2 protein-coding genes are annotated in these 21,518 nt (G+C 74.5%); both read left to right on the top strand.

The window, feature by feature from the left end:
• Nucleotides 1-4 precede the first annotated feature (4 nt).
• Complete coding sequence (locus ACZ7DY_RS07975) at nucleotides 5-17,410, top strand: non-ribosomal peptide synthase/polyketide synthase (RefSeq protein WP_471131459.1); 17,406 nt, start codon at nucleotides 5-7, stop codon at nucleotides 17,408-17,410.
• Complete coding sequence (locus ACZ7DY_RS07970) at nucleotides 17,407-21,516, top strand: amino acid adenylation domain-containing protein (protein WP_471131457.1); 4,110 nt, start codon at nucleotides 17,407-17,409, stop codon at nucleotides 21,514-21,516. Before ACZ7DY_RS07975 ends, ACZ7DY_RS07970 begins: the two co-directional genes overlap by 4 nt.
• Nucleotides 21,517-21,518: the final 2 nt, after the last annotated feature.

Genomic DNA, 21,518 nt, shown 5'->3' with positions numbered 1-21,518 from the left:
CAGGGTGTTCGAGGGTACGCATTCCACCGGTCACGCGTTGTCGGCCGCGCAGCAGCGCATCTGGTTCGCCCAGGAACTGGCTCCGAACAGCCTCCTGTACAACATCAACGGCTATGTGGAGATCCGCGGGCCGCTCGACGAGGGCACATTCGAGAAGGCCCTGCGGCAGGCCGTCGACGAGGCCGAGGCGCTCCACGTCACCTTCGGCGAGACGGCCGGCGAGCCGTGGCAGGCGGTGCGCGCCGAACGCGACTGGCCGCTGCCCCTCATCGACGTGTCCACCACGGACGACCCGCACGCCGCGGCGCTCGCGGCGATGCAGGAGGACCTCGACCGGCCCTTCGACCTGCGCACAGGACCGCTGTTCGTACAGATGCTGTTCCGGATCGCCCCGGACCGCTTCTACTGGTACACGCGTGTGCACCACATCGTCTGCGACGCCTATGGATTCAGTCTTCTCGTCCAGCGCGTGGCCGACTGCTACACGGAACTCGTGTCGGGAGAGGACGGCGGCTTTTCCGCGAGTCCTTTCTCGTCGCTCGCCGAATTCACCGACGAACACGTGAAGTACACGGAGAGCGAGCGCAGCGACCGGGACCGCGAGTACTGGCTCGACCGATTCGGCGACGACTCCGAGATCCTCAACCTCCCCGACCGCGCCACCGGCCTGTGGGGCGAGTCCCCGCGGTACGAAGGCCGCCTGGACGCCGACTACTTCACCGAGATCAAGACGCTGGCGCGGCAGGCCCGTTCCACCTGGCAGGTCACCCTGACCGCGGCCGCCACCGCGTATCTGCGGCACTTCACCCGCACCGACGACGTCGTGCTCGGCTTCCCCGTCACCGGGCGCCTCACCCCGGTCACCAAGTCCACGCCGGGCATGGCGTCGAACGTGCTGCCGCTGCGGGTCGCGGTGGACCCCGCCCTCACCTTCGCCGAACTCCAGCGCCTCGTCGGCCAGGAGATGCGCGGCCTCCTGCGCCACCAGCGCTACCGCGGCGAGGACCTGCGCAAGGACCTCGGCCTCGGCGGCTTCTCACGCCGCATGTTCGGGCCCTCCATCAACTTCCTGCCGCTGGAGGAGGGGCTGCGGTTCGGCCCGTGCACGGGCGCGGCGCACGGCATGCCCAGCGGTCCCGTCGACGACCTGGTGCTCGTCTTCGAGGGCGGCAGCGGAGACGACGGCATCGGGGTGCGCATGGCGGGCAACACCGCCGCGTACGGCGAGGAGGACATCGCAGGTCACGGGCGCCGTTTCCTCGCCTACCTGCGGGCCCTGACCGCCGACCCCGACCGCCCGATCGGCACCGTCGACGTCATGGACCCGCGCGAACGCGACAGGGTCCTCACCGAGTGGAACCCCACCGCCACCGATCTGGACGCGGGCACCCTGCCCGCCCGGTTCGAGGAGCGCGCCCGGCACACGCCCGACGCCGTGGCCGTGGTCCACGAGGACACCACCCTCACGTACGCCCAGCTCAACACGTGGGCCAACCGGCTCGCCCACCGGCTGATCGCGCGCGGCGCCGGGCCGGAGAGCCTGGTCGGCCTGGTCCTGCCGCGCTCCGTGGAGCTGGTCGTCGCCGTCCTCGCCGTCCTCAAGAGCGGCGCCGGCTATCTGCCCGTCGACCCGGACGCGCCGGCCGCCCGGCGCGAGGCCGTCCTCGACGAGGCGCGCCCCGTCCTCGTCCTCGACGGCGTCGACTCGGTGCGCGACCTCGGGCCGGAGCCCGCGCACGATCCCACCGACGCCGACCGGTCCGCCCCGCTCCGCGCCGACCACCCCGCGTACACCATCTTCACGTCGGGTTCGACGGGCCGCCCCAAGGGCGTGGTCGTCACCCACCGCAACGTCACCCGGCTGTTCTCCGCCACCGAGGAGCAGTTCGGCTTCGGGCCCGACGATGTGTGGACGCTGTTCCACTCGTACGCCTTCGACTTCTCGGTGTGGGAACTGTGGGGCGCCCTGCTGTACGGCGGCCGGCTCGTCGTGGTGCCACACGCCGTGTCCCGCTCCCCCGAGGCGTTCCTCGGCCTCCTCGCCGAGCAGCGCGTCACCGTCCTCAACCAGACCCCGTCGGCGTTCTACCAGCTCATCCAGGCCGACCAGCGCAAGGCCGGCACCGAACTCGCCCTGCGCCACGTCGTGTTCGGCGGTGAGGCGCTGGTCCCGGGCCGGCTCGCCGAGTGGTACGAGCGGCATGCCGACGACGCCCCGACGCTCGTCAACATGTACGGCATCACCGAGACGACCGTGCACGTCACCCGGCAGGCCCTGACCCGCGAGAGCGCCGCCGCGGACAGCGGAAGCACCGTCGGGCCCGCCCTGCCCGACCTGCGTGCCTACGTCCTCGACGACCGGCTGCGGCCCGCGCCGCCCGGCGCGGTCGGCGAGCTGTACGTGGCGGGCGCCGGGCTGGCCCGCGGCTACCTGGGCCGCTTCGCGCTGACCGCCGAACGGTTCGTGGCCTGCCCCTTCGGCGGTCCCGGCGAGCGCATGTACCGCACCGGCGACCTGGCCCGCTGGACCGCCGACGGCCTCCTCTCCTACGAGGGCCGCGCCGACCAGCAGGTGAAGATCCGCGGCTTCCGCATCGAACTCGGCGAGATCGAGGCGGTCCTCGACCGCCACCCGGACGTCGCCGAGGTCGCCGTCGTCGTCCGCGAGGACCGGCCCGGCGACAAGCGTCTCGTCGCCTACGCGGTGCCGCGCGGCACCGCCCTGGACACCGCCGCGCTGCGGGCGCACGCGAGCGAGGCCCTGCCCTCGTACATGGTCCCGGCGGCCGTGGTGGCCCTGGACGCGCTGCCGTTGACGGTCAACGGCAAGCTGGACCGGCGCGCCCTGCCCGCGCCCCGGTTCGACGGCGGTGGCGGGCGCGCCCCGCGCGACGCCCGCGAGGAGACCCTGTGCCGGCTCTTCGCCGAGGTCCTCGGCGTGGCCGAGGTCGGCATCGACGACAACTTCTTCGACCTCGGCGGCCACTCGCTGCTCGCCACCCGGCTCGCCGTACGCGTCCGCGCCGAACTCGGCGCCGAGGTCCAGCTGGCCAGGCTCTTCGAGGCCCCGACCGTCGCCGGGCTCGCCGGCAGCCTCGGCGACGCGGCGCCCGCGCGCCCGGCCCTGGTGCCGCGGGAGCGGCCCGAGGTACTGCCGCTCTCCTTCGCCCAGCGGCGGCTGTGGTTCCTGCGCCGGGCCGGCGGCGCGGGATCGACGTACAACATGCCGCTGGCGCTGCGGCTCCGCGGCGACCTGGACCGGGGCGCCCTGCGCGCCGCCCTCCACGACGTCGTCGGCCGCCACGAATCGCTGCGCACGGTCTTCCCCGAGACCGACGGCGAGGCACGCCAGTCGGTCCTCGGCAGCTGGGACGTCCCGCTGCCGGTCACCGACACCGACGAGCGGGAACTGCCCGCGCTCCTCGAAGCCGCCGCCCGGACCGGCTTCGACCTGTCCCGCGAGATACCGGTGCGGGCCGCGCTGTTCGCCCTCGGCGCCCGCGACCACGTCCTCGCCCTCGTCATGCACCACATCGCCGGCGACGAATGGTCCATGGCACCGCTCGCCCGCGACCTGGGCGAGGCCTACGCGGCCCGCCTCGAAGGCCACGCCCCCGACTGGCGGCCACTGCCCGTTCAGTACGCCGACTACGCCCTGTGGCAGCGCGAACTCCTCGGCGACGAGGACGAGCCGGGCTCCCTCGTCCGTCAGCAGCTCGACCACTGGCGCGCCGCCCTCGCGGGGCTGCCCGATGAGCTGGCGCTCCCCACCGACCGGCCCCGCCCGGCCACCCCCGGCCACGAGGGCGGCGCCCTGCCCGTCTCCGTCGACGCCGGACTGCACCGCGCGCTCACCGCGCTCGCCGGGGCCCGCGGCGCGACCCTGCACATGGTGCTCCAGGCGGGCCTCGCCGCGCTTCTGAGCCGGCTGGGCGCCGGTGACGACATCCCCGTCGGCAGCCCCGTCGCGGGCCGCACCGACGAGGCGCTCGACGATCTCGTCGGGTTCTTCGTCAACACCCTCGTGCTGCGCACCGACACCTCGGGCAACCCCCGCTTCGGGGAGCTCGTGGACCGGGTCCGCACCGCCGACCTGGCCGCCTACGCCCACCAGGACCTGCCGTTCGAGCGGCTCGTCGAGGCACTCAACCCGGCCCGCGCCGCCGGCCGGCAGCCGCTGGTGCAGATCCTCCTCGCCCTGCAGAACACCCCCGCGTCCGCGATGACGCTGCCGGGCCTCGCCGTCGAACACCACGGCGTCCACCCGGGCGGCTCCAAGTTCGACCTGTCCCTGAGCCTGACGGAGACCCGGGACGCCGACGGCTCCCCCGCCGGGCTCGAAGGCTTCGTCGAGTTCAGCACCGACCTGTTCGACGCGTCCACCGTCGAACAGCTCACGGGGCGGCTGCTGCGGCTCCTGTCGGCCGCCGCGGCCGACCCCGGGCTCCGCATCGGCGACCTGGACCTCCTCACGGAGGCCGAGTACGACCGGCTCACCGCGGGCGTCAACGACACCGGCGCGGACCTCCCCGCCCGCACCGTCCCCGAGCTGTTCGAGGAGCGGGCCGCCCTCGACCCCGGCGCGCCCGCCGTCATATACGAGGACGTCACGCTCAGCTACGGCGAGCTGAACGCGCGCGCCAACCGGCTGGCCCGGCTGCTCGTACGGCGGGGCATCGGCCCCGAGGACACGGTGGCCCTCATGATGGCACGCTCGGCGGAGCTGCCCGTCGCGGTCCTCGCCGTCCTGAAGGCGGGCGCCGCCTACCTGCCGGTCGACCCCGCCTACCCGGCCGACCGCATCGCCTACATGCTGGCCGACGCGGCCCCGGCGCTCACCCTCGCCACCGGCGGCCTCGCCGCCGCCCTGCCGCCCGGCACCGCCCACCTCGACCCGGGCACGGCGGACCTGACCGGCCTCGCCGCGCACGACCTCACCGACGCGGAGCGCCGCACCCCGCTGTGCCGCTCGCACCCGGCGTACGTCATCTACACCTCGGGCTCCACGGGCCGCCCCAAGGGCGTCGTCGTCCCGCACACCGGCGTGGCCGGGCTCCTCGCCACGCGTGACGTGTGGCGGCTCGGGCCCGGCGACCGGGTGCTGCAGTTCGCCTCGTTCAGTTTCGACGCGGCGTTCTGGGAGCTGTCCATGGCGCTGCTCTCCGGGGCGGCGCTGGTGCTCGCCCCCGCGGACCGGCTGCGGCCCGGCGCCCCGCTGGTCGAGCTGGCCGCCCGGCAGCGGATCACCCACACGCTGCTGCCGCCGTCCGTGCTCGACGTCCTCGACCCGGGCGACCTGCCGTCGGTGCGCACGCTGCTCGTCGGCGGCGAGGCGTCGTCGGGCGAGCTGGTGGCCCGCTGGTCGGCGGGGCGGACGATGCTCAACGCGTACGGCCCCACCGAGATCACGGTCTGCGGCACGCTGAGCGGCCCCCTGTCGGGCTCCGCCCGCCCGTCCATCGGCTCACCCGTCCCCAACATGCGCGCCTACGTCCTCGACGCGTGGCTGCGCCCGGTCCCCACCGGTGTCGCGGGAGAGCTCTACCTCGCGGGCGACGGTGTCGCGCGCGGCTACCTGGGCCGGCCGGCCCTGACGGCGGAACGGTTCATCGCCTGCCCCTTCGGGGCGCCCGGCGAGCGCATGTACCGCACCGGCGACCTGGTGCGCAGGACCGCCGACGGCGAACTGGAGTACCTCGGCCGCGCCGACGAGCAGGTCAAGATCCGCGGTCTGCGCGTGGAGCTCGGCGAGATCGAGTCCGCGCTGGCCACCGCACCGGCGGTGGCACGGGCGACCGTGGTGGTACGGGAGGACCGGCCCGGCGACAAGCGCCTCGTCGGCTACGTCGTCCCGGCCGGCGAGGCGACCGGCGTCGACGTCGCGGAGGTGCGCGCCCACGTCGCCGCGCTGCTGCCCGCGTACATGGTCCCGGCCGCCCTGGTCACCCTGGACGCCCTGCCGCTGACCCCGAACGGCAAGCTCGACCGCCGCGCACTGCCCGCGCCGGAGTCCACCGCGCCGGCGGCGGGCCGTGCCCCGCGCACCCCGCGCGAGGAGGCCCTGTGCGCTCTGTTCGCGGAGGTCCTGGGGGTGGAGCGGGTCGGCGTCGACGACAGCTTCTTCGACCTCGGCGGCCACTCGCTGCTCGCCACCCGTCTGGTGAGCCGCATCCGGACGGTGCTGAGCGCCGAACTCCCGCTGGCCGCGCTGTTCGAGAGCCCCACCGTGGCCGGGCTCGCCGACCTGATCGCGGACGCGCGGGCGGAGGAGGCGCGGCCCGCGCTGGTGCGCTCTTCGGAGCGTCCCGCTTCGGTGCCGTTGTCGTTCGCCCAGCGCCGCCTGTGGTTCCTCAACCGCCTTGAGGACTCCGCGGCCCTCTACAACATGCCCGTCGTCCTGCGCCTGCGCGGCGACCTCGACCACGACGCCCTGCACGCCGCCCTCAACGACGTCGTCACACGCCACGAATCCCTCCGCACGGTCTTCCCCGAGATCGACGGCGAAGCACGCCAAGCCGTCCTCGACACCTGGGACCTCCCGCTGCCGGTCACCGACACCGACGAACAGCAGCTCCCGCAGCTGCTGACCGAGGCGGCCCGCGAAGGCTTCGACCTCGCGCGCGAACTGCCGCTGCGCGCACGTCTGTTCAAGGTCGGGGAGGATGAGCACGTCCTCGCCCTGTTGCTGCACCACATCGCGGGTGACGGCTGGTCGATGGGCCCCCTCGCCCGCGACCTGGGCGAGGCCTATACGGCCCGCCTCGGCGGCACCGCTCCCGCCTGGGCACCTCTCCCCGTCCAGTACGCCGACTACGCACTCTGGCAGCGCGAACTCCTCGGCGACGAGGACGAGCCGGGCTCCCTCGTCCGTCAGCAGCTCGACCACTGGCGCTCGGCGCTCGCCGGGCTGCCCGATGAGCTGGCGCTCCCCGCCGACCGGCCCCGCCCGACGGTCGGCAGCCACACCGGTGGGCGCGTCGCCGTGGACTGGGACGCCGAACTGCACGGGCGCATCGCCGAGTTCGCGCGCGAGTCGTCGTCCTCGGTGTTCATGGTCGTCCAGGCCGCCCTCGCCGCCCTCCTCAACCGGCTCGGCGCCGGAGACGACATCCCCATCGGCAGCCCCATCGCCGGACGCACCGACGAAGCCCTCGACGACCTCGTCGGCTTCTTCACCAACACCCTCGTGCTGCGTACGGATGTCTCCGGCCAGCCCACCTTCCGCGAGCTCGTCACCCGCGTACGGACCACCGACCTCGACGCCTACGCCCACCAGGACGTGCCCTTCGAACGGCTCGTCGAACTCCTCAACCCCACCCGCTCCCGCGCCCGCCACCCCCTCTTCCAAGTCCTCCTCGCCTTCCAGAACACCCCTGAAGCCGACCTCGAACTGCCCGGCCTGACCTTCGGGGTCGAGCCCGCGGACGTGGGGGTCGCCAAGTTCGACCTGTCGTTCAACGTCCAGGAGCGCCAGGGCGACCAGGGCCCCGGTGGCATCGCCGGAACCCTGGAGTACAACGGCGACCTGTTCGACCACCGCACCGCGGCGGCGCTCGCCGCCCGGCTCGAACGCCTCCTGCGGGCCCTCCTCGCCGACCCGGACGCCCCCGTCGCCGCGGCCGGCATCCTGGACGCCGACGAGCGGCACCGCGTCCTCACCGCGTGGAACGCCACCGCCACCGAGGTCCGCGGCACGACCCTGCCGGAACTCTTCGAGGCCCAGGCCGCCCGTACGCCCGAGGCGACCGCCGTCGCGCACGGCATCGAACGGCTGAGCTACGCGGAGCTGAACGCCCTCGCCAACGGCGTGGCCCGGCAGGTGACCGGGCGCGGTGCGGGCCCCGAGGACCTGGTCGCCGTCGCCCTGCCGCCGTCGCCGCTGCTGCTCGCCGCGCTCCTCGGCGTCCTGAAGGCGGGTGCCGCCTACCTGCCGGTCGACCCCGCCTACCCGGCCGACCGCATCGCGTACATGCTGGGCGACGCCGCCCCCGCGCTGCTCCTGACGACCGAGGACACGGTCCGCGGACGCGACGAGTTCACCAGCGTGCCGCGACTGGTCTGCGACACCATCGCGCCCGTGGCCGACGATCCGGACGACGCGCGGCGGACCGCTCCGCTGCGCCCGCACCACCCGGCGTACGTGATCTACACGTCGGGCTCCACGGGCACCCCCAAGGGCGTCGTCGTCGAACAGCGCAACCTCGTCGACTACTTGGCGTGGGCGGGCGCGAGCTACCCGAGCGCGGGCGGCTCCGCGCTGCTCCACTCCTCGGTGTCGTTCGACATGACGGTGACGGCGCTCCTCACGCCGCTGACGGTCGGCGGCCGCGTGACCGTGGGCAGTCTCGACGACGAGGGCCTGCCCGGCACCGCGCCGACCCTGCTGAAGGCGACCCCCAGCCATCTGCCGATCCTGGAGGCGCTGCCGGACCACGCCTCCCCCACCGGCGATCTCCTGCTTGCGGGCGAGGCCCTGACCGCCGGGGCGCTCGACACCTGGCGCGCCGCGCACCCGACGGTCGCCGTGCGGAACGTGTACGGCCCGACGGAGACCACCGTCAGCTGCGCCGAGCACCGTGTCGCGCCCGGCGAGGAACTCGCCCCCGGCCCGCTGCCGATCGGCCGCCCGCTCGCCAACACCCGTTTCTACGTGCTCGGTTCGGGGCTCCTTCCGGTCCCGGTCGGTGTGCCCGGTGAGCTGTACGTCGCGGGCAGCGGTGTGGCACGCGGCTACCTGGGACGGCCGGGTCTGACGGCCGAGCGGTTCGTGGCCTGCCCCTTCGGTGAGCCCGGCGAGCGCATGTACCGCACCGGGGACCTGGTGCGCTGGAACGCCGACGGCGAACTGGAGTACCTGGGCCGCGCCGACGACCAGGTCAAGATCCGCGGCTTCCGCATCGAGCCCGGCGAGATCGCCGCCGTACTCGACCGGCACCCCGCCGTCTCGCACTCCGCCGTCGTCGTCCGCGAGGACCGGCCCGGCGACAAGCGCCTCGTCGCGTACGCCGTCCCCGCCGACCCGGCGCACGGCATCGACCAGGCCGCGCTGCGTGCCCATGCCGCCGGTCTGCTGCCCGAGTACATGGTCCCGGCCGCCGTCGTCGCCCTCGACGCCCTGCCCCTGACCCCGAACGGCAAGCTCGACCGCCGCGCCCTGCCCGCGCCCGACTACGCCGCGACCGCCGTCGGCCGCGCCCCGCGTACCCCGCGCGAGGAGGTCCTGTGCGGCCTCTTCGCGGAGGTCCTGGGCGTCGAGACCGTCGGCATCGACGACAGCTTCTTCGACCTCGGCGGCCACTCCCTGCTCGCCACCCGCCTCGTCAGCCGCATCCGCGCCGCCCTCGGCACCGAACTCCCCCTCGCCGCACTCTTCGACACGCCCACCGTGGCCGGGCTCGCGGCACTCTCCGGAGCGGATGAGGCGCGGCCGGCACTCGTGCGCCCCTCGGAGCGTCCCGCTTCGGTGCCGCTGTCGTTCGCCCAGCGCCGCCTGTGGTTCCTCAACCGCCTTGAGGACTCCACGGCCCTCTACAACATGCCCGTCGTACTCCGACTGCGCGGCGACCTCGACCACGACGCCCTGCACACCGCCCTCAACGACGTCGTCACACGCCACGAATCCCTCCGCACGGTCTTCCCCGAGATCGACGGCGAAGCACGCCAAGCCGTCCTCGACACCTGGGACCTCCCGCTGCCGGTCACCGACACCGACGAACGGCGACTCCCGGAGCTGCTGACCGAGGCGGCCCGCGAAGGCTTCGACCTCGCGCGCGAACTGCCGCTGCGCGCACGGCTGTTCCGCCTCTCCGCGTCCGAGCACGTCCTTCTCGTCTCGCTCCACCACATCGCGGGCGACGGCTGGTCGATGGCCCCCTTCGCCCATGACCTCGGCACCGCGTACGCGGCCCGGCTCTGCGGCACCGCGCCCGACTGGGCACCTCTCCCCGTCCAGTACGCCGACTACGCCCTGTGGCAGCACGACCTCCTCGGCGACGAGGACGAGCCGGGCTCCCTCGCCCGGCGCCAGCTGGACCACTGGCAGAGCGCGCTCGCGGGGCTGCCCGAAGAGCTCGACCTGCCCACCGACCACCCCCGTCCGGCGACAGCGAGCCATCGGGGCGGCATGGTGCCGTTCGTGTGGGACGCCGAACTGTACGAGCGTGTCGCCGAGTTCGCGCGCGAGTCGTCGTCCTCCGTGTTCATGGTCGTCCAGGCCGCCCTCGCCGCCCTCCTCAACCGGCTCGGCGCCGGAGACGACATCCCCATCGGCAGCCCCATCGCCGGACGCACCGACGAAGCCCTCGACGACCTCGTCGGCTTCTTCACCAACACCCTCGTGCTGCGTACGGATGTCTCCGGCCAGCCCACCTTCCGCGAGCTCGTCACCCGCGTACGGACCACCGACCTCGACGCCTACGCCCACCAGGACGTGCCCTTCGAACGGCTCGTCGAACTCCTTAACCCCACCCGCTCCCGCGCCCGACACCCCCTCTTCCAGGTGATGCTGGTCCTCCAGAACACCCCCGAGGTCGGCCTCGAACTGCCCGGCCTCACCATCGGGGCCGAACCGGCCGCCACCGATGTCGCCAAGTTCGACCTGGTGTTCAGCGTGCGGGAACAGGGCGGCGCGGGCGGTGCCGTCGACGGGACGCTGGAGTTCAACCGCGACCTGTTCGAGCCCGGCACCGCGGCCGCCCTGGTGCGCCGCCTCGAGCACCTGCTGCGTGCCGCCGTCGCCGAGCCGGACGTGCCGGTCAGCCGGATCGACGTACTCGACGACGCCGAGCGGCAGCACGTCCTCACCGACTGGAACACCGCCGAGGGTGCCCGCGCGCAGGCGGCGACGCTGCCCGCGCTCTTCGAGGCCCAGGTCGCCCGGGCCCCCGGCGCGACCGCGGTCCTGCACGACGGCGAGAGCCTCGGCTACGCGGAACTGAACGCCCGCGCCAACCGCCTGGCCCGCCTGCTCGTCTCCCGCGGGGTGCGCCCCGACTCGGTGGTGGCCCTGGCCATGCCGCGCTCGGCGGAGCTCGTGATCGCGGCCCTCGCCGTGGTGAAGGCGGGCGCGGCCTACCTGAACATCGATCCGGAGTACCCGGCCGAGCGCGCCGCGTACATGTGCGCGGACGCCGCGCCCGTGGGGCTGCTCACGGTGGGCGACGCCGGGGACCGGGTGCCGGTGTCCGTGCCGCGCTGGCGGCTCGACGACCCCGGCACGGCCGCGGCCACCGCCGGCCTGTCCGGCGCCGACCTGACCGACGCGGACCGCGTCGTGCCGCTGCACGTGGGCCACCCCGCGTACGTCGTGTACACCTCGGGTTCGACCGGGACCCCGAAGGGCGTCCAGGTCACCCACCGGGGCCTGGCGAGCCTCGCGCTCTCCCACCAGGAGGCCCTGGGCGTGGACGGCGACTCGCGCGTCCTGCAGTTCGCCTCGCTCAGCTTCGACGCGTCCGCCGGTGAACTGGTGATGACCCTGCTGGCCGGCGCGACCCTGGTGGTGCCGCGTCCCGAGCAGGTCGCCGGGGACGCCGTGGTGCGGCTCATCGCGGAAGCGGGCGTCACGCACGCCATGCTGCCGCCCGCGTTCGTCGCCACCCTGGACCCGGCGAGCGTGCCCACGCTGCGCGGCCTGATCACCGGGGGCGAGGCGTGCCCGCCGGAGGTGACGGCCCGCTGGTCGTCCGGCCGCACGATGCTCAACGCGTACGGGCCCACCGAGTCGACCGTGTGCGCCACCCTCAGCAGCCCGCTGACCGGGGCGGTCTCCGCGCCGATCGGGCGTCCGGTGACGGGCACCCGCGCCTATGTGCTCGGTTCGGGTCTGCGGCCGGTTCCGGCCGGGGTGACGGGTGAGCTGTATCTGGCGGGTGACGGTGTCGCGCGGGGCTATCTGAACCGGTCGGGCCTGACGGCGGAACGGTTCGTGGCCTGCCCCTTCGGTGAGCCCGGCGAGCGCATGTACCGCACCGGCGACCTGGTGCGCTGGAACGCCGACGGCGAGCTGGAGTATCTCGGACGCGCCGACGACCAGGTCAAGGTGCGCGGCTTCCGCATCGAACCCGGTGAGATCGCCGCCGTACTCGACCGGCACCCGTCCGTCTCGCACTCCGCCGTCGTCGTACGCGAGGACCGGCCCGGCGACAAGCGCCTCGTCGCGTACGCCGTCCCCGCCGACCCGGCGCACGGCATCGACCCCGCGCTCCTGCGCTCCCACGTCGCGGAGCTGCTGCCGGAGTACATGGTCCCGGCGGCCGTCGTCGCCCTGGACGCGATACCTCTCTCCCCCACCGGCAAGGTGCACCGCGACGCGCTGCCCGTGCCGGACTACGCGGCGACCGCCGCGGGCCGCGCCCCGCGCACCCCGCGCGAGGAAGTCCTGTGCGGCCTCTTCGCCGAAGTGCTCGGCGTCGAGACCGTCGGCATCGACGACAGCTTCTTCGACCTCGGCGGCCACTCCCTGCTCGCCACCCGCCTCGTCAGCCGCATCCGCGCCGCCCTCGGCACCGAACTCCCCCTCGCCGCACTGTTCGAGACGCCCACCGTCGCCGGGCTCGCGGCGCTGGCCGGGGCGGAGGAGGCGCGGCCCGCCCTGGAGCCCCGCGAGCGGCCCGCTCCGCTGCCGCTCTCCTTCGCCCAGCACCGGCTGTGGATGCTCGGCAGGCTCCACGACGCGGACGCCCTCTACAACATGCCGGTGGTGCTGCGCCTGACGGGCACCGTCGACACCGGCGCCCTCGAAGCCGCGCTCGGCGACATCGTCGCCCGGCACGAGTCGCTGCGCACCGTCTTCCCCGAGCGCGACGGGCAGGCGGAGCAGCGCGTCCTGGCGCCCGCCGACGCCGCGTTCACCCTGTCCCTCGTACGGACCGACGAGGACGCGCTGCCGGGTCTGCTGACGGCTGCCGCGCGCCAGGGCTTCGATCTGGACCGCGAACTCCCGGTGCGGGCCGCGCTGTTCACGGTCGGCGAGACCGAGCACGTGCTGCTGATCTCGCTGCACCACATCGCGGGTGACGGCTGGTCGATGGGTCCCCTCGCCCGCGACCTGGGCGAGGCCTACACGGCCCGCCTCGAAGGCCACGCCCCCGACTGGGCGCCGCTGCCCGTCCAGTACGCCGACTACGCCCTGTGGCAGCGCGAACTCCTCGGTGACGAGGACGAGCCGGGCTCCCTCGCCCGGCGGCAGCTCGACCACTGGCGCACCGCCCTCGCGGGGCTGCCCGAGGAGCTCGACCTGCCCGCCGACCGGCCCCGGCCCGCCGAGCCCAGCCATGTCGGCGGGCGTGTGGCGGTGGACTGGGACGCCAAACTCCACGCCCAGATCGTCGAGTTCGCGCGCCGTTCCTCGTCCTCCGTGTTCATGGTCGTCCAAGCTGCCCTCGCCGCCCTCCTCAACCGGCTCGGCGCCGGAGACGACATCCCCATCGGCAGCCCCATCGCCGGCCGCACCGACGAAGCCCTCGACGACCTCATCGGCCTCTTCACCAACACCCTCGTGCTGCGTACGGATGTCTCCGGCCAGCCCACCTTCCGCGAGCTCGTCACCCGCGTACGGACCACCGACCTCGACGCCTACGCCCACCAGGACGTGCCCTTCGAACGGCTCGTCGAACTCCTCAACCCCACCCGCTCCCGCGCCCGCCACCCCCTCTTCCAAGTCCTCCTCGCCTTCCAGAACACCCCCGAAGCCGACCTCGAACTGCCCGGCCTGCGGATCGGCGGGGAGCCCGTCGACATCGGCGTCGCCAAGTTCGACCTGTCGCTGAGCCTGCGGGAGCGCACCGACGAGCAGGGCACCTCGTGCGGCATCGGGGGCATGCTGGAGTACAGCACCGACCTCTTCGACCACGAGAGCGCCGAGCTGATCGCCGTCCGGCTGCGACGGCTCCTCGGCGCGGCGCTCGCCGACCCCGACCTGCCGGTCGAAAGGATCGACATCCTCGGGACGGCCGAGCGCCACCGGGTCCTCACCGAGTGGAACGCCACCGACGTACCCGTCGACGGGCTCGACTCCACGGTGCACGCCACCTTCGCGTCCCTCGCGCGCACCTGCCCCGACACGGTCGCCGTGACCATCGGGGACCGGCACCTGACCTACGCCGAACTCGACCGGCGCGCCAACGGACTCGCGCACCGGCTCGCCGGACTCGGGGTGCGCCCCGAGGACCGCGTCGCCGTCCTGATGGAGCGGTCCGCGGAGCTCGTGGTCGCCCTCCTCGGCATCCTCAAGGCGGGCGCCGCCTACGCCCCGCTGCACGAGAGCTATCCGGACGAGCGCATGCGGGAGGTCCTCGCGGGCTCCGGCGCGCGCGTCCTGGTCACCGACCGTGTCTGGCGCGAGCGCGGGCTGCCCGCGAACGCCGCCGAGGTCGTCCTCGCCGAGGAGACCGGGTCCGCCGACGAGGGGCCCGCCGTGCCGGTGCGGCCCGACGGTCTCGCGTACGTCATGCACACCTCGGGATCGACCGGGAAGCCCAAGGGCATCGCGATCACCCACCGCTCCCTGTTGGAACTGGCGCTCGACCCGGCGTGGGCGGAGGGCGGCCACCACCGGCAGGTCCTGATGCACGCCCCGTACGCCTTCGACATCTCCGACTACGAGCTGTGGGTGCCGCTGCTCTCCGGCGGGCGCGTCGTGCTCGCGCCGCCCGGTGAACCCGACGTCGCCGAGCTCAAGCGGCTCATCGTCGCCGAGGGCGTCACCGGCGTGCACTTCACGGCAGGGCTCTTCCGGGTCGTCGCCGACGACCTCGGTGACGCGCTCGGCGGCGTGCGGGAGATCCTCACCGGCGGTGACGTCGTCTCCGTCGCGGCCGTCGAGAGCGTGCTGCGGGCGGCGCCGCACGTCGTGGTGCGGCACCTGTACGGGCCGACCGAGATCACCCTGTGCGCCACCACCCACACGGTGAGGGCCGCCGACGAGCCGGGCGACCGGCTGCCGATCGGCCGCCCGATGGCCAACACCCGCGTGTACGTGCTGGACGCGGCGCTCGCCCCGGTGCCGGTCGGCGGCGTCGGCGAGCTGTACATCGCCGGTGCCGGTCTTGCGCGCGGCTATCTCGACCGGGCCGCGCAGACCGGCGAACGGTTCGTCGCCGACCCGTACGGGCCCGCGGGCGGCCGCATGTACCGCACCGGTGACCTCGCGCGGTGGCGGCACGACGGCACGCTGGAGTTCGTGGGGCGCGCCGACGACCAGGTCAAGGTCCGCGGCTTCCGCATCGAACCCGGCGAGATCGAGGCGGCCTTGACCCGGCACGCCTCGGTGGCGCAGAGCGCCGTCGTGGTCCGCGAGGACCGGCCCGGCGACAAGCGCCTCGTCGCGTACGCCGTCCCCGCCGACCCGGCACACGGCGTCGACCCCGCGCTCCTGCGCTCCCATGTCGCCGAGTCGCTGCCCGACTACATGGTCCCGGCGGCCGTCGTCGCCCTGGACGCCCTGCCGCTGACCGCCAACGGCAAGCTGGACCGGGCGAAGCTGCCCGCTCCGGTGTTCCGGTCGACCGCGAAGACCGCCCCGCGCACCGAGCGCGAGCAGACCGTGTGCCGGCTCGTCGGGGAAGTCCTCGGCGTCGGTGAAGTCGGCGTCGACGACAACTTCTTCGAGCTCGGCGGCGACAGCATCGGCTCGATCCAGCTCGCCAGCCGGGCCCGTGCCGCGGGCCTCGAACTCGCCCCCAAGGACGTGTTCCAGGCCCGGACCCTGGCCCAGCTCGCCGCGGCCGCCGGCACCGTCACCGCGCAGCGCGACGCCTCCGCCGACGACGGCACCGGCGACATCCCGCTCACCCCGGTCGTGCACGACCTGCTGGCGCGCGGCGGCACCCTGGACGGCCTCCACCAGTCCGTGCTGCTCCAGGTGCCCGCCGCGGTGACCGAGACGACTCTGGCGACCGCCCTCCAGGCGCTGGCCGACCACCACGACCTGCTGCGCCTCGAAGTCCACGACGGTCAGGGCGACTTGAGGATGCGGGTGCGGCCCGTCGGCGCGGTCTCCGCCGCCGGCTGCCTGCGCCGCGTCGACCTGACGAACATGGACCGGGCCTCGGCCCGCTCCGTGCTCGCCAAGGAGGCCGCCGCCGCGGGCGAGCGGCTCTCCCCGGCGGACGGCGTGATGTTCCAGGCGGTCTGGTTCGACGCTGGCGCCGGCACCTCGGGGCGGCTGCTGCTCGCCCTGCACCACCTCGCGGTGGACGGCGTGTCCTGGCGGGTCCTGATGCACGACCTCGCCGCGGCGTGGAACGACGCCGCCGCGGGCCGCACCCCGCGCCCGGAGCCGGTCGGCACCTCCTTCCGGCGCTGGGCGACGCTCCTCGCCGAGGAGGCGGTCAGCCCGTCCCGCACCGCCGAACTCGCCTTCTGGCAGAGCCTGTACGCGCACTCCGGGCAGCCGCTCGGCGCGCGCGCCCTCGACCCGGCGCGGGACACCACCGCCACCGCGCGGTCCCTGGCGGTCTCGCTGCCCGCCCCGGTCACCGAGACGGTCCTGTCGCGGGTGCCCGCCGCCTTCAACGCGGGCGTCAACGACGTCCTGCTGACCGCGCTGGCCCTCGCCGTCCTCGCCGGCCGCGACCGGCCGGGGGACGAGCCGGTGCTCATCGAGGTCGAGGGCCACGGCCGCCACGAGGAGCTCGCCGCGGGGCTCGACCTGTCCCGCACCGTGGGCTGGTTCACCGGCGTCCACCCGGTGCGGATCGAACCCGGCGCGGTGGACTGGGACGACCTGTGGCGGGCCGGACCTGCCGTCGGGAACGTGCTCAAGCGCGCCAAGGAGCAGCTGCGCGCGGTGCCCGACCAGGGCATCGGCCACGGCCTGCTGCGCTACCTCAACCCGGAGACCGCGGACCGGCTCGCCGCGCTCGCGGCACCGGAGATCGGCTTCAACTACCTGGGCCGGTTCGACGGTCCGGGCCGTACCGCCGACTGGGCCCTGGCGCCCGAGGCGGCGGACGAGGAAGGCGCCGGGATGCCGCCGGGCGCGATGCCGCTGCGCACCGCGCTCACGGTCAACGCCGTGGCCCGGGCGGCGGCGGACGGCGCGGAGCTGCGTGCCGTGTGGACGTGGGCGGACGGCGTCCTGACCGAGGCCGAGGTGGCCGCGATGGCGGACGCCTGGCTGCGGGCGCTGACCGTGCTGGCCCGCCATGTGGAGCGGGACGACGCGGGCGGCGCGACGGCCTCCGACTTCGACCTGGTGGCGCTCGACCAGGACGAGATCGACGTATTCGAGGACGAGATCGACGGGTTCGGGGAGCCCGACGGGTTCGACGGCTCCGACGGGTTCGACGCCCCGGACGGGTTCGACGGATTCGACGGGCCCGACGGGTTCGGTGAACCCAGCACCGCCGGAGACGGCTTCGGCACCTTCACGGACGGCCACCCGGCCGAGGACGGGGATCAGGGATGACGCGCGCCAAGGCACGCATCGAGGACGTGCTGCCGCTGACGGCGCTGCAGGAGGGCTTCCTGTTCCACGCGCAGTACGACGAGCAGGGCGCCGACGTCTACCACCTGCAGTTCGTCTTCGACCTGCGCGGTGAACTGGACGCCGGCGCGCTGCGCCGCGCGGCCGACGGGCTGCTCGCCCGCCACGGCAACCTGCGCGGCGCCTTCCGCGAGCGGCGCGGCGGCGAGCCCGTCCAGGTCGTGCCGGACCGGGTGCGGATGCCGTGGCGGCTCCTCGACCTGGCGCCGGTGGCACCCGGCGAACGGCGGGAGCGGCTCGACGCCGCGCTCGCCGACGACCGGGCGACCCGCTTCGACCTGCGCAAGCCACCGCTGGTGCGCTGCCTGCTCGTCCGCCTCGCGCCGGGCGAGTACCGGTTCGTGATGACCAGCCACCACATCCTGCTCGACGGCTGGTCCGTGCCGCTGATGCTGCACGAGCTGTTCACGATGTACGCGCACGACGGCGGCGACCACACCCTGCCGCCGCCCCGGCCCTACCGCGACTACCTGCGCTGGCTGGCCGGGCGTGACCGGACGGAGGCCGAGGCGGCCTGGCGCCGCCACCTGGAGGGGCTGCGGGAGCCGACCCTGCTCGGTCCGGCCGGCGCGGGGCGCGAGACCGTGGTGCCCGAGGAGACCGAGACCTCCCTGGGCGCCGCGCTCACCGCGGACCTCACGGAGCTGGCCCGGCGCCGCGGGCTGACCCTCAACTCCGTGGTGCAGGGCGCCTGGTCGCTGGTGCTCGCCGCGCTGACCGGCACGGACGACGTGGTCTTCGGCGCGACGGTCTCCGGGCGCCCGGCGGACCTGCCCGGCGTCGAGTCCATGATCGGGCTCTTCGCCAACACCCTTCCGGTACGGCTGCGGGTGGACCCGGCCGAGTCCGTGACGGCGATGATGGCGCGGCTCCAGACGGAGCGCGCCGCCCTCGCCGCCCACGAGTACCTCGGCCTCGGCGAGATCCAGCACCTCGCGGGACCGGGCGGTGAACTCTTCGACACGCTGTACGTGTTCGAGAACTACCCGGCGCCCGCCGGTGACGGCCCGCCCGCCTACCGCGGCATGGAGATCGCCGGTACGGAGGGCAGCGGAGCCGCCCACTACCCGCTGACCCTGACCGTGCTGCCCGGCGAGGCGATCCGGCTGCGCCTGACCTACCGCCCCGACCTGTTCACCGAGGAGACCGTGCTCGGCTGGGCCGCCCGCCTTGACCGCGTCCTGCGCGCCGTGGCGGCCGACCCGGACCTGCCGGCCGGGCGGGTCGACGTGCTCGGCGCTGCCGAGCGGCGGCGCGTCCTCACCGAGTGGAACGACACCGCCGCCGAGCCGTCCGAACGGTGCTGGCCCGCCCTCTTCGAGGAGCAGGCGCACCGCACCCCGGACGCCCTCGCCCTCTGGGAGGCGGACGGCGCCGGTCTCACGTACGCGGAGCTGAACGCCGAGGCCAACCGCGTCGCGCGCGCCCTGGTCGCGCGCGGGGTGGGACCGGAGAGCGTGGTCGCCCTCGCCGTGCCGCGCTCGCCGCTCCTGGTCGTCGCGCTCCTCGCCGTCCAGAAGGCGGGCGCCGCCTACCTGCCGGTGGACCTCGGCCATCCCCGCGACCGGGTCGCGGCCGTCCTCGCCGGCGCCCGGCCCGCGGCGGTCCTCACCACGCTCGACGGTGCCGCCCGGCTGCCCGACGCGGCCGGCGCGCTCCTCCTGGACGACGCGGGGTTCCGCGCGGAGGCCGCCGGGTACGACGGGCGGGACCTCACCGACGCGGAGCGGGTGGCCCCGCTGCGGCCCGACCACCCGGCGTACGTGATCTTCACGTCGGGCTCCACCGGGGCGCCCAAGGGTGTCGTGGTGCCGCACCGCAGCCTCCTCAACTTCCATACGGCGATGGGCGACCGGTTCCCCCTCACCGGCACGGACCGGATGCTCGCGGTGACGACGGTCGCCTTCGACATCCACGCCCTGGAACTGCATCTGCCGCTGCTGCACGGGGCGAGCGTCGTCGTCGCCGACCGGGCCGCCGTCGTCGACCCCGCGGCCCTCGCCGACCTCATCGGCGCCAGCGGTTCGACGATCATGCAGGCCACGCCCACGCTGTGGCACGCGCTGCTCACCGAGCGGGCCACCGCCGCCGAGGGCCTGCGCATGCTGGTCGGCGGCGAGGCGCTGCCGCCCGACGTCGCGGACCGGATGACGCGCACCGGCGCGGAGGTCACCAACCTCTACGGGCCGACGGAGACGACGGTCTGGTCGACGGCCGCGACCCTCACCGCGGACGACGGCGCACGGGACGGCACGGGGCGCTCGGCCACGGCGCAGGCGGGCCCCTCCATCGGGCGGCCCATCCGCAACACCCGCGCCTACGTCCTGGACGGCGCCCTGCGCCCGGTCCCGCCCGGCGTCCCCGGCGAGCTGTACCTCGCCGGAGAGGGGCTCGTACGCGGCTACCTGGCGCAGCCGGCGCTCACCGCGGACCGCTTCGTCGCCGACCCGCACGGGCCGGCCGGCGCCCGCATGTACCGGACGGGCGACGTGGCCCGCTGGAGGGCCGACGGCGAGCTCGAGTACCTGAGCCGCACCGACCACCAGGTGAAGATCCGCGGATACCGCATCGAACTCGGCGAGATCGAGGCGGTGCTGACCCGGCACGCCTCGGTCGCGCGGAGCGTGGCCGCCGTCCACGAGGACCGCTCCGGCGGCCACGGCATCAAGCGTCTCGTCGCGTACACCGTCCCCGCCGATCCGGCAAAGGGCGTCGACGTCGAGGAGCTGCGCGCGTACGTGCGCGGCCTGCTGCCGGACTACATGGTGCCCGCGGCCGTCGTGACGCTGCCCGCGCTGCCGCTCACCCCGAACGGCAAGGTGGACCGCAAGGCCCTGCCCGCGCCCGACGTGACGGCCGCGCGCGGCACCGCGGGCCGGGCGCCGCGCACCGCCCGGGAGACGGCGCTGTGCGCGCTCTTCGCCGAGGTGCTCGGGGTGACGGACGTCGGCATCGACGACGACTTCTTCGAACTCGGCGGCCACTCCCTGCTCGCCACCCGCCTGGTGAACCGCATCCGCGCCGAACTGGGCACCGCCGCCTCCATCCGCAGCGTCTTCGAGGCACCGACCGTGGCGGCCCTCGCCGGACGGCTCGGCCCGGACGGCGACGGCGGCGAGGGCGGCGGGGACGGGGCGGACGACGATCCGTTCGCGCCACTGCTGCGGCTGCGCGAAGGGCGGCGCGGCACCGGCGGCCCCGAGGGCGAGGCCCCGTACTTCCTCGTCCACCCGGTCGTCGGCATCGGCTGGTGCTACACCGGCTTCATCACCCGGCTCGGCCCGGACGCCACCGTGTACGCCCTCCAGGCGAGCGGCCTGAACCCCGCCGACGCCGTCGCGGCCGATCTGCCCGCGATGGCCGCCGAGTACGCGGCCCGGATCCGCGAGGTGCAGCCGACGGGCCCGTACCGGCTCGTGGGCTGGTCCTTCGGCGGTCTGGTGGCGCACGAGATCGCCGTCCGGCTGCAAAGCGAGGGCGCGGAGGTGGAGCTGCTCGCGCTCCTCGACTCCTACCCATCGGCCTGGGAGGCACCCCGGGAGACGGGCGGGGAGGAGGACGGCGGGGCGGACCTGCTGCAGGAGATCCTCTCCGTACTGGCGAACGCGGCCGCACCGCTGGACGCGACCGGACCCGCGGACACGGCCGGACCCGCGGGCGACGGCGGGACGGATGCTGCCCGGCGCGGCCCCTACACCACCGGCGAGGTCGCCGCGCTGCTGCGCGCGCACGACAGCCCGCTGGCCGGACTCGGCGAGGACGGCATCGAGGCCCTGCACCGGGTGGCAGCCAACAACCGACGGATCGCGGGGCGTTTCGTGCCCGGCGTCTTCCGCGGCGATGTGCTGGCCTTCCGCTCCGGCCGCGCGAACGACGCGCACCCCCACGCCGTCAAGGCGTGGGACGCCCACGTCACCGGGGAGATCCACGAACTCGAAGTGGACTGCACCCACCTGGGGATGACCTCCCCCGCGGCACTCGACGTGATCGCACCTGTGCTCAAATCCCGTACCAACAACGGCAATTAACT

This window comes from Streptomyces sp. NPDC037013, from assembly GCF_055607265.1.
This window is presented reverse-complemented; position numbering and strand designations above follow the sequence as displayed.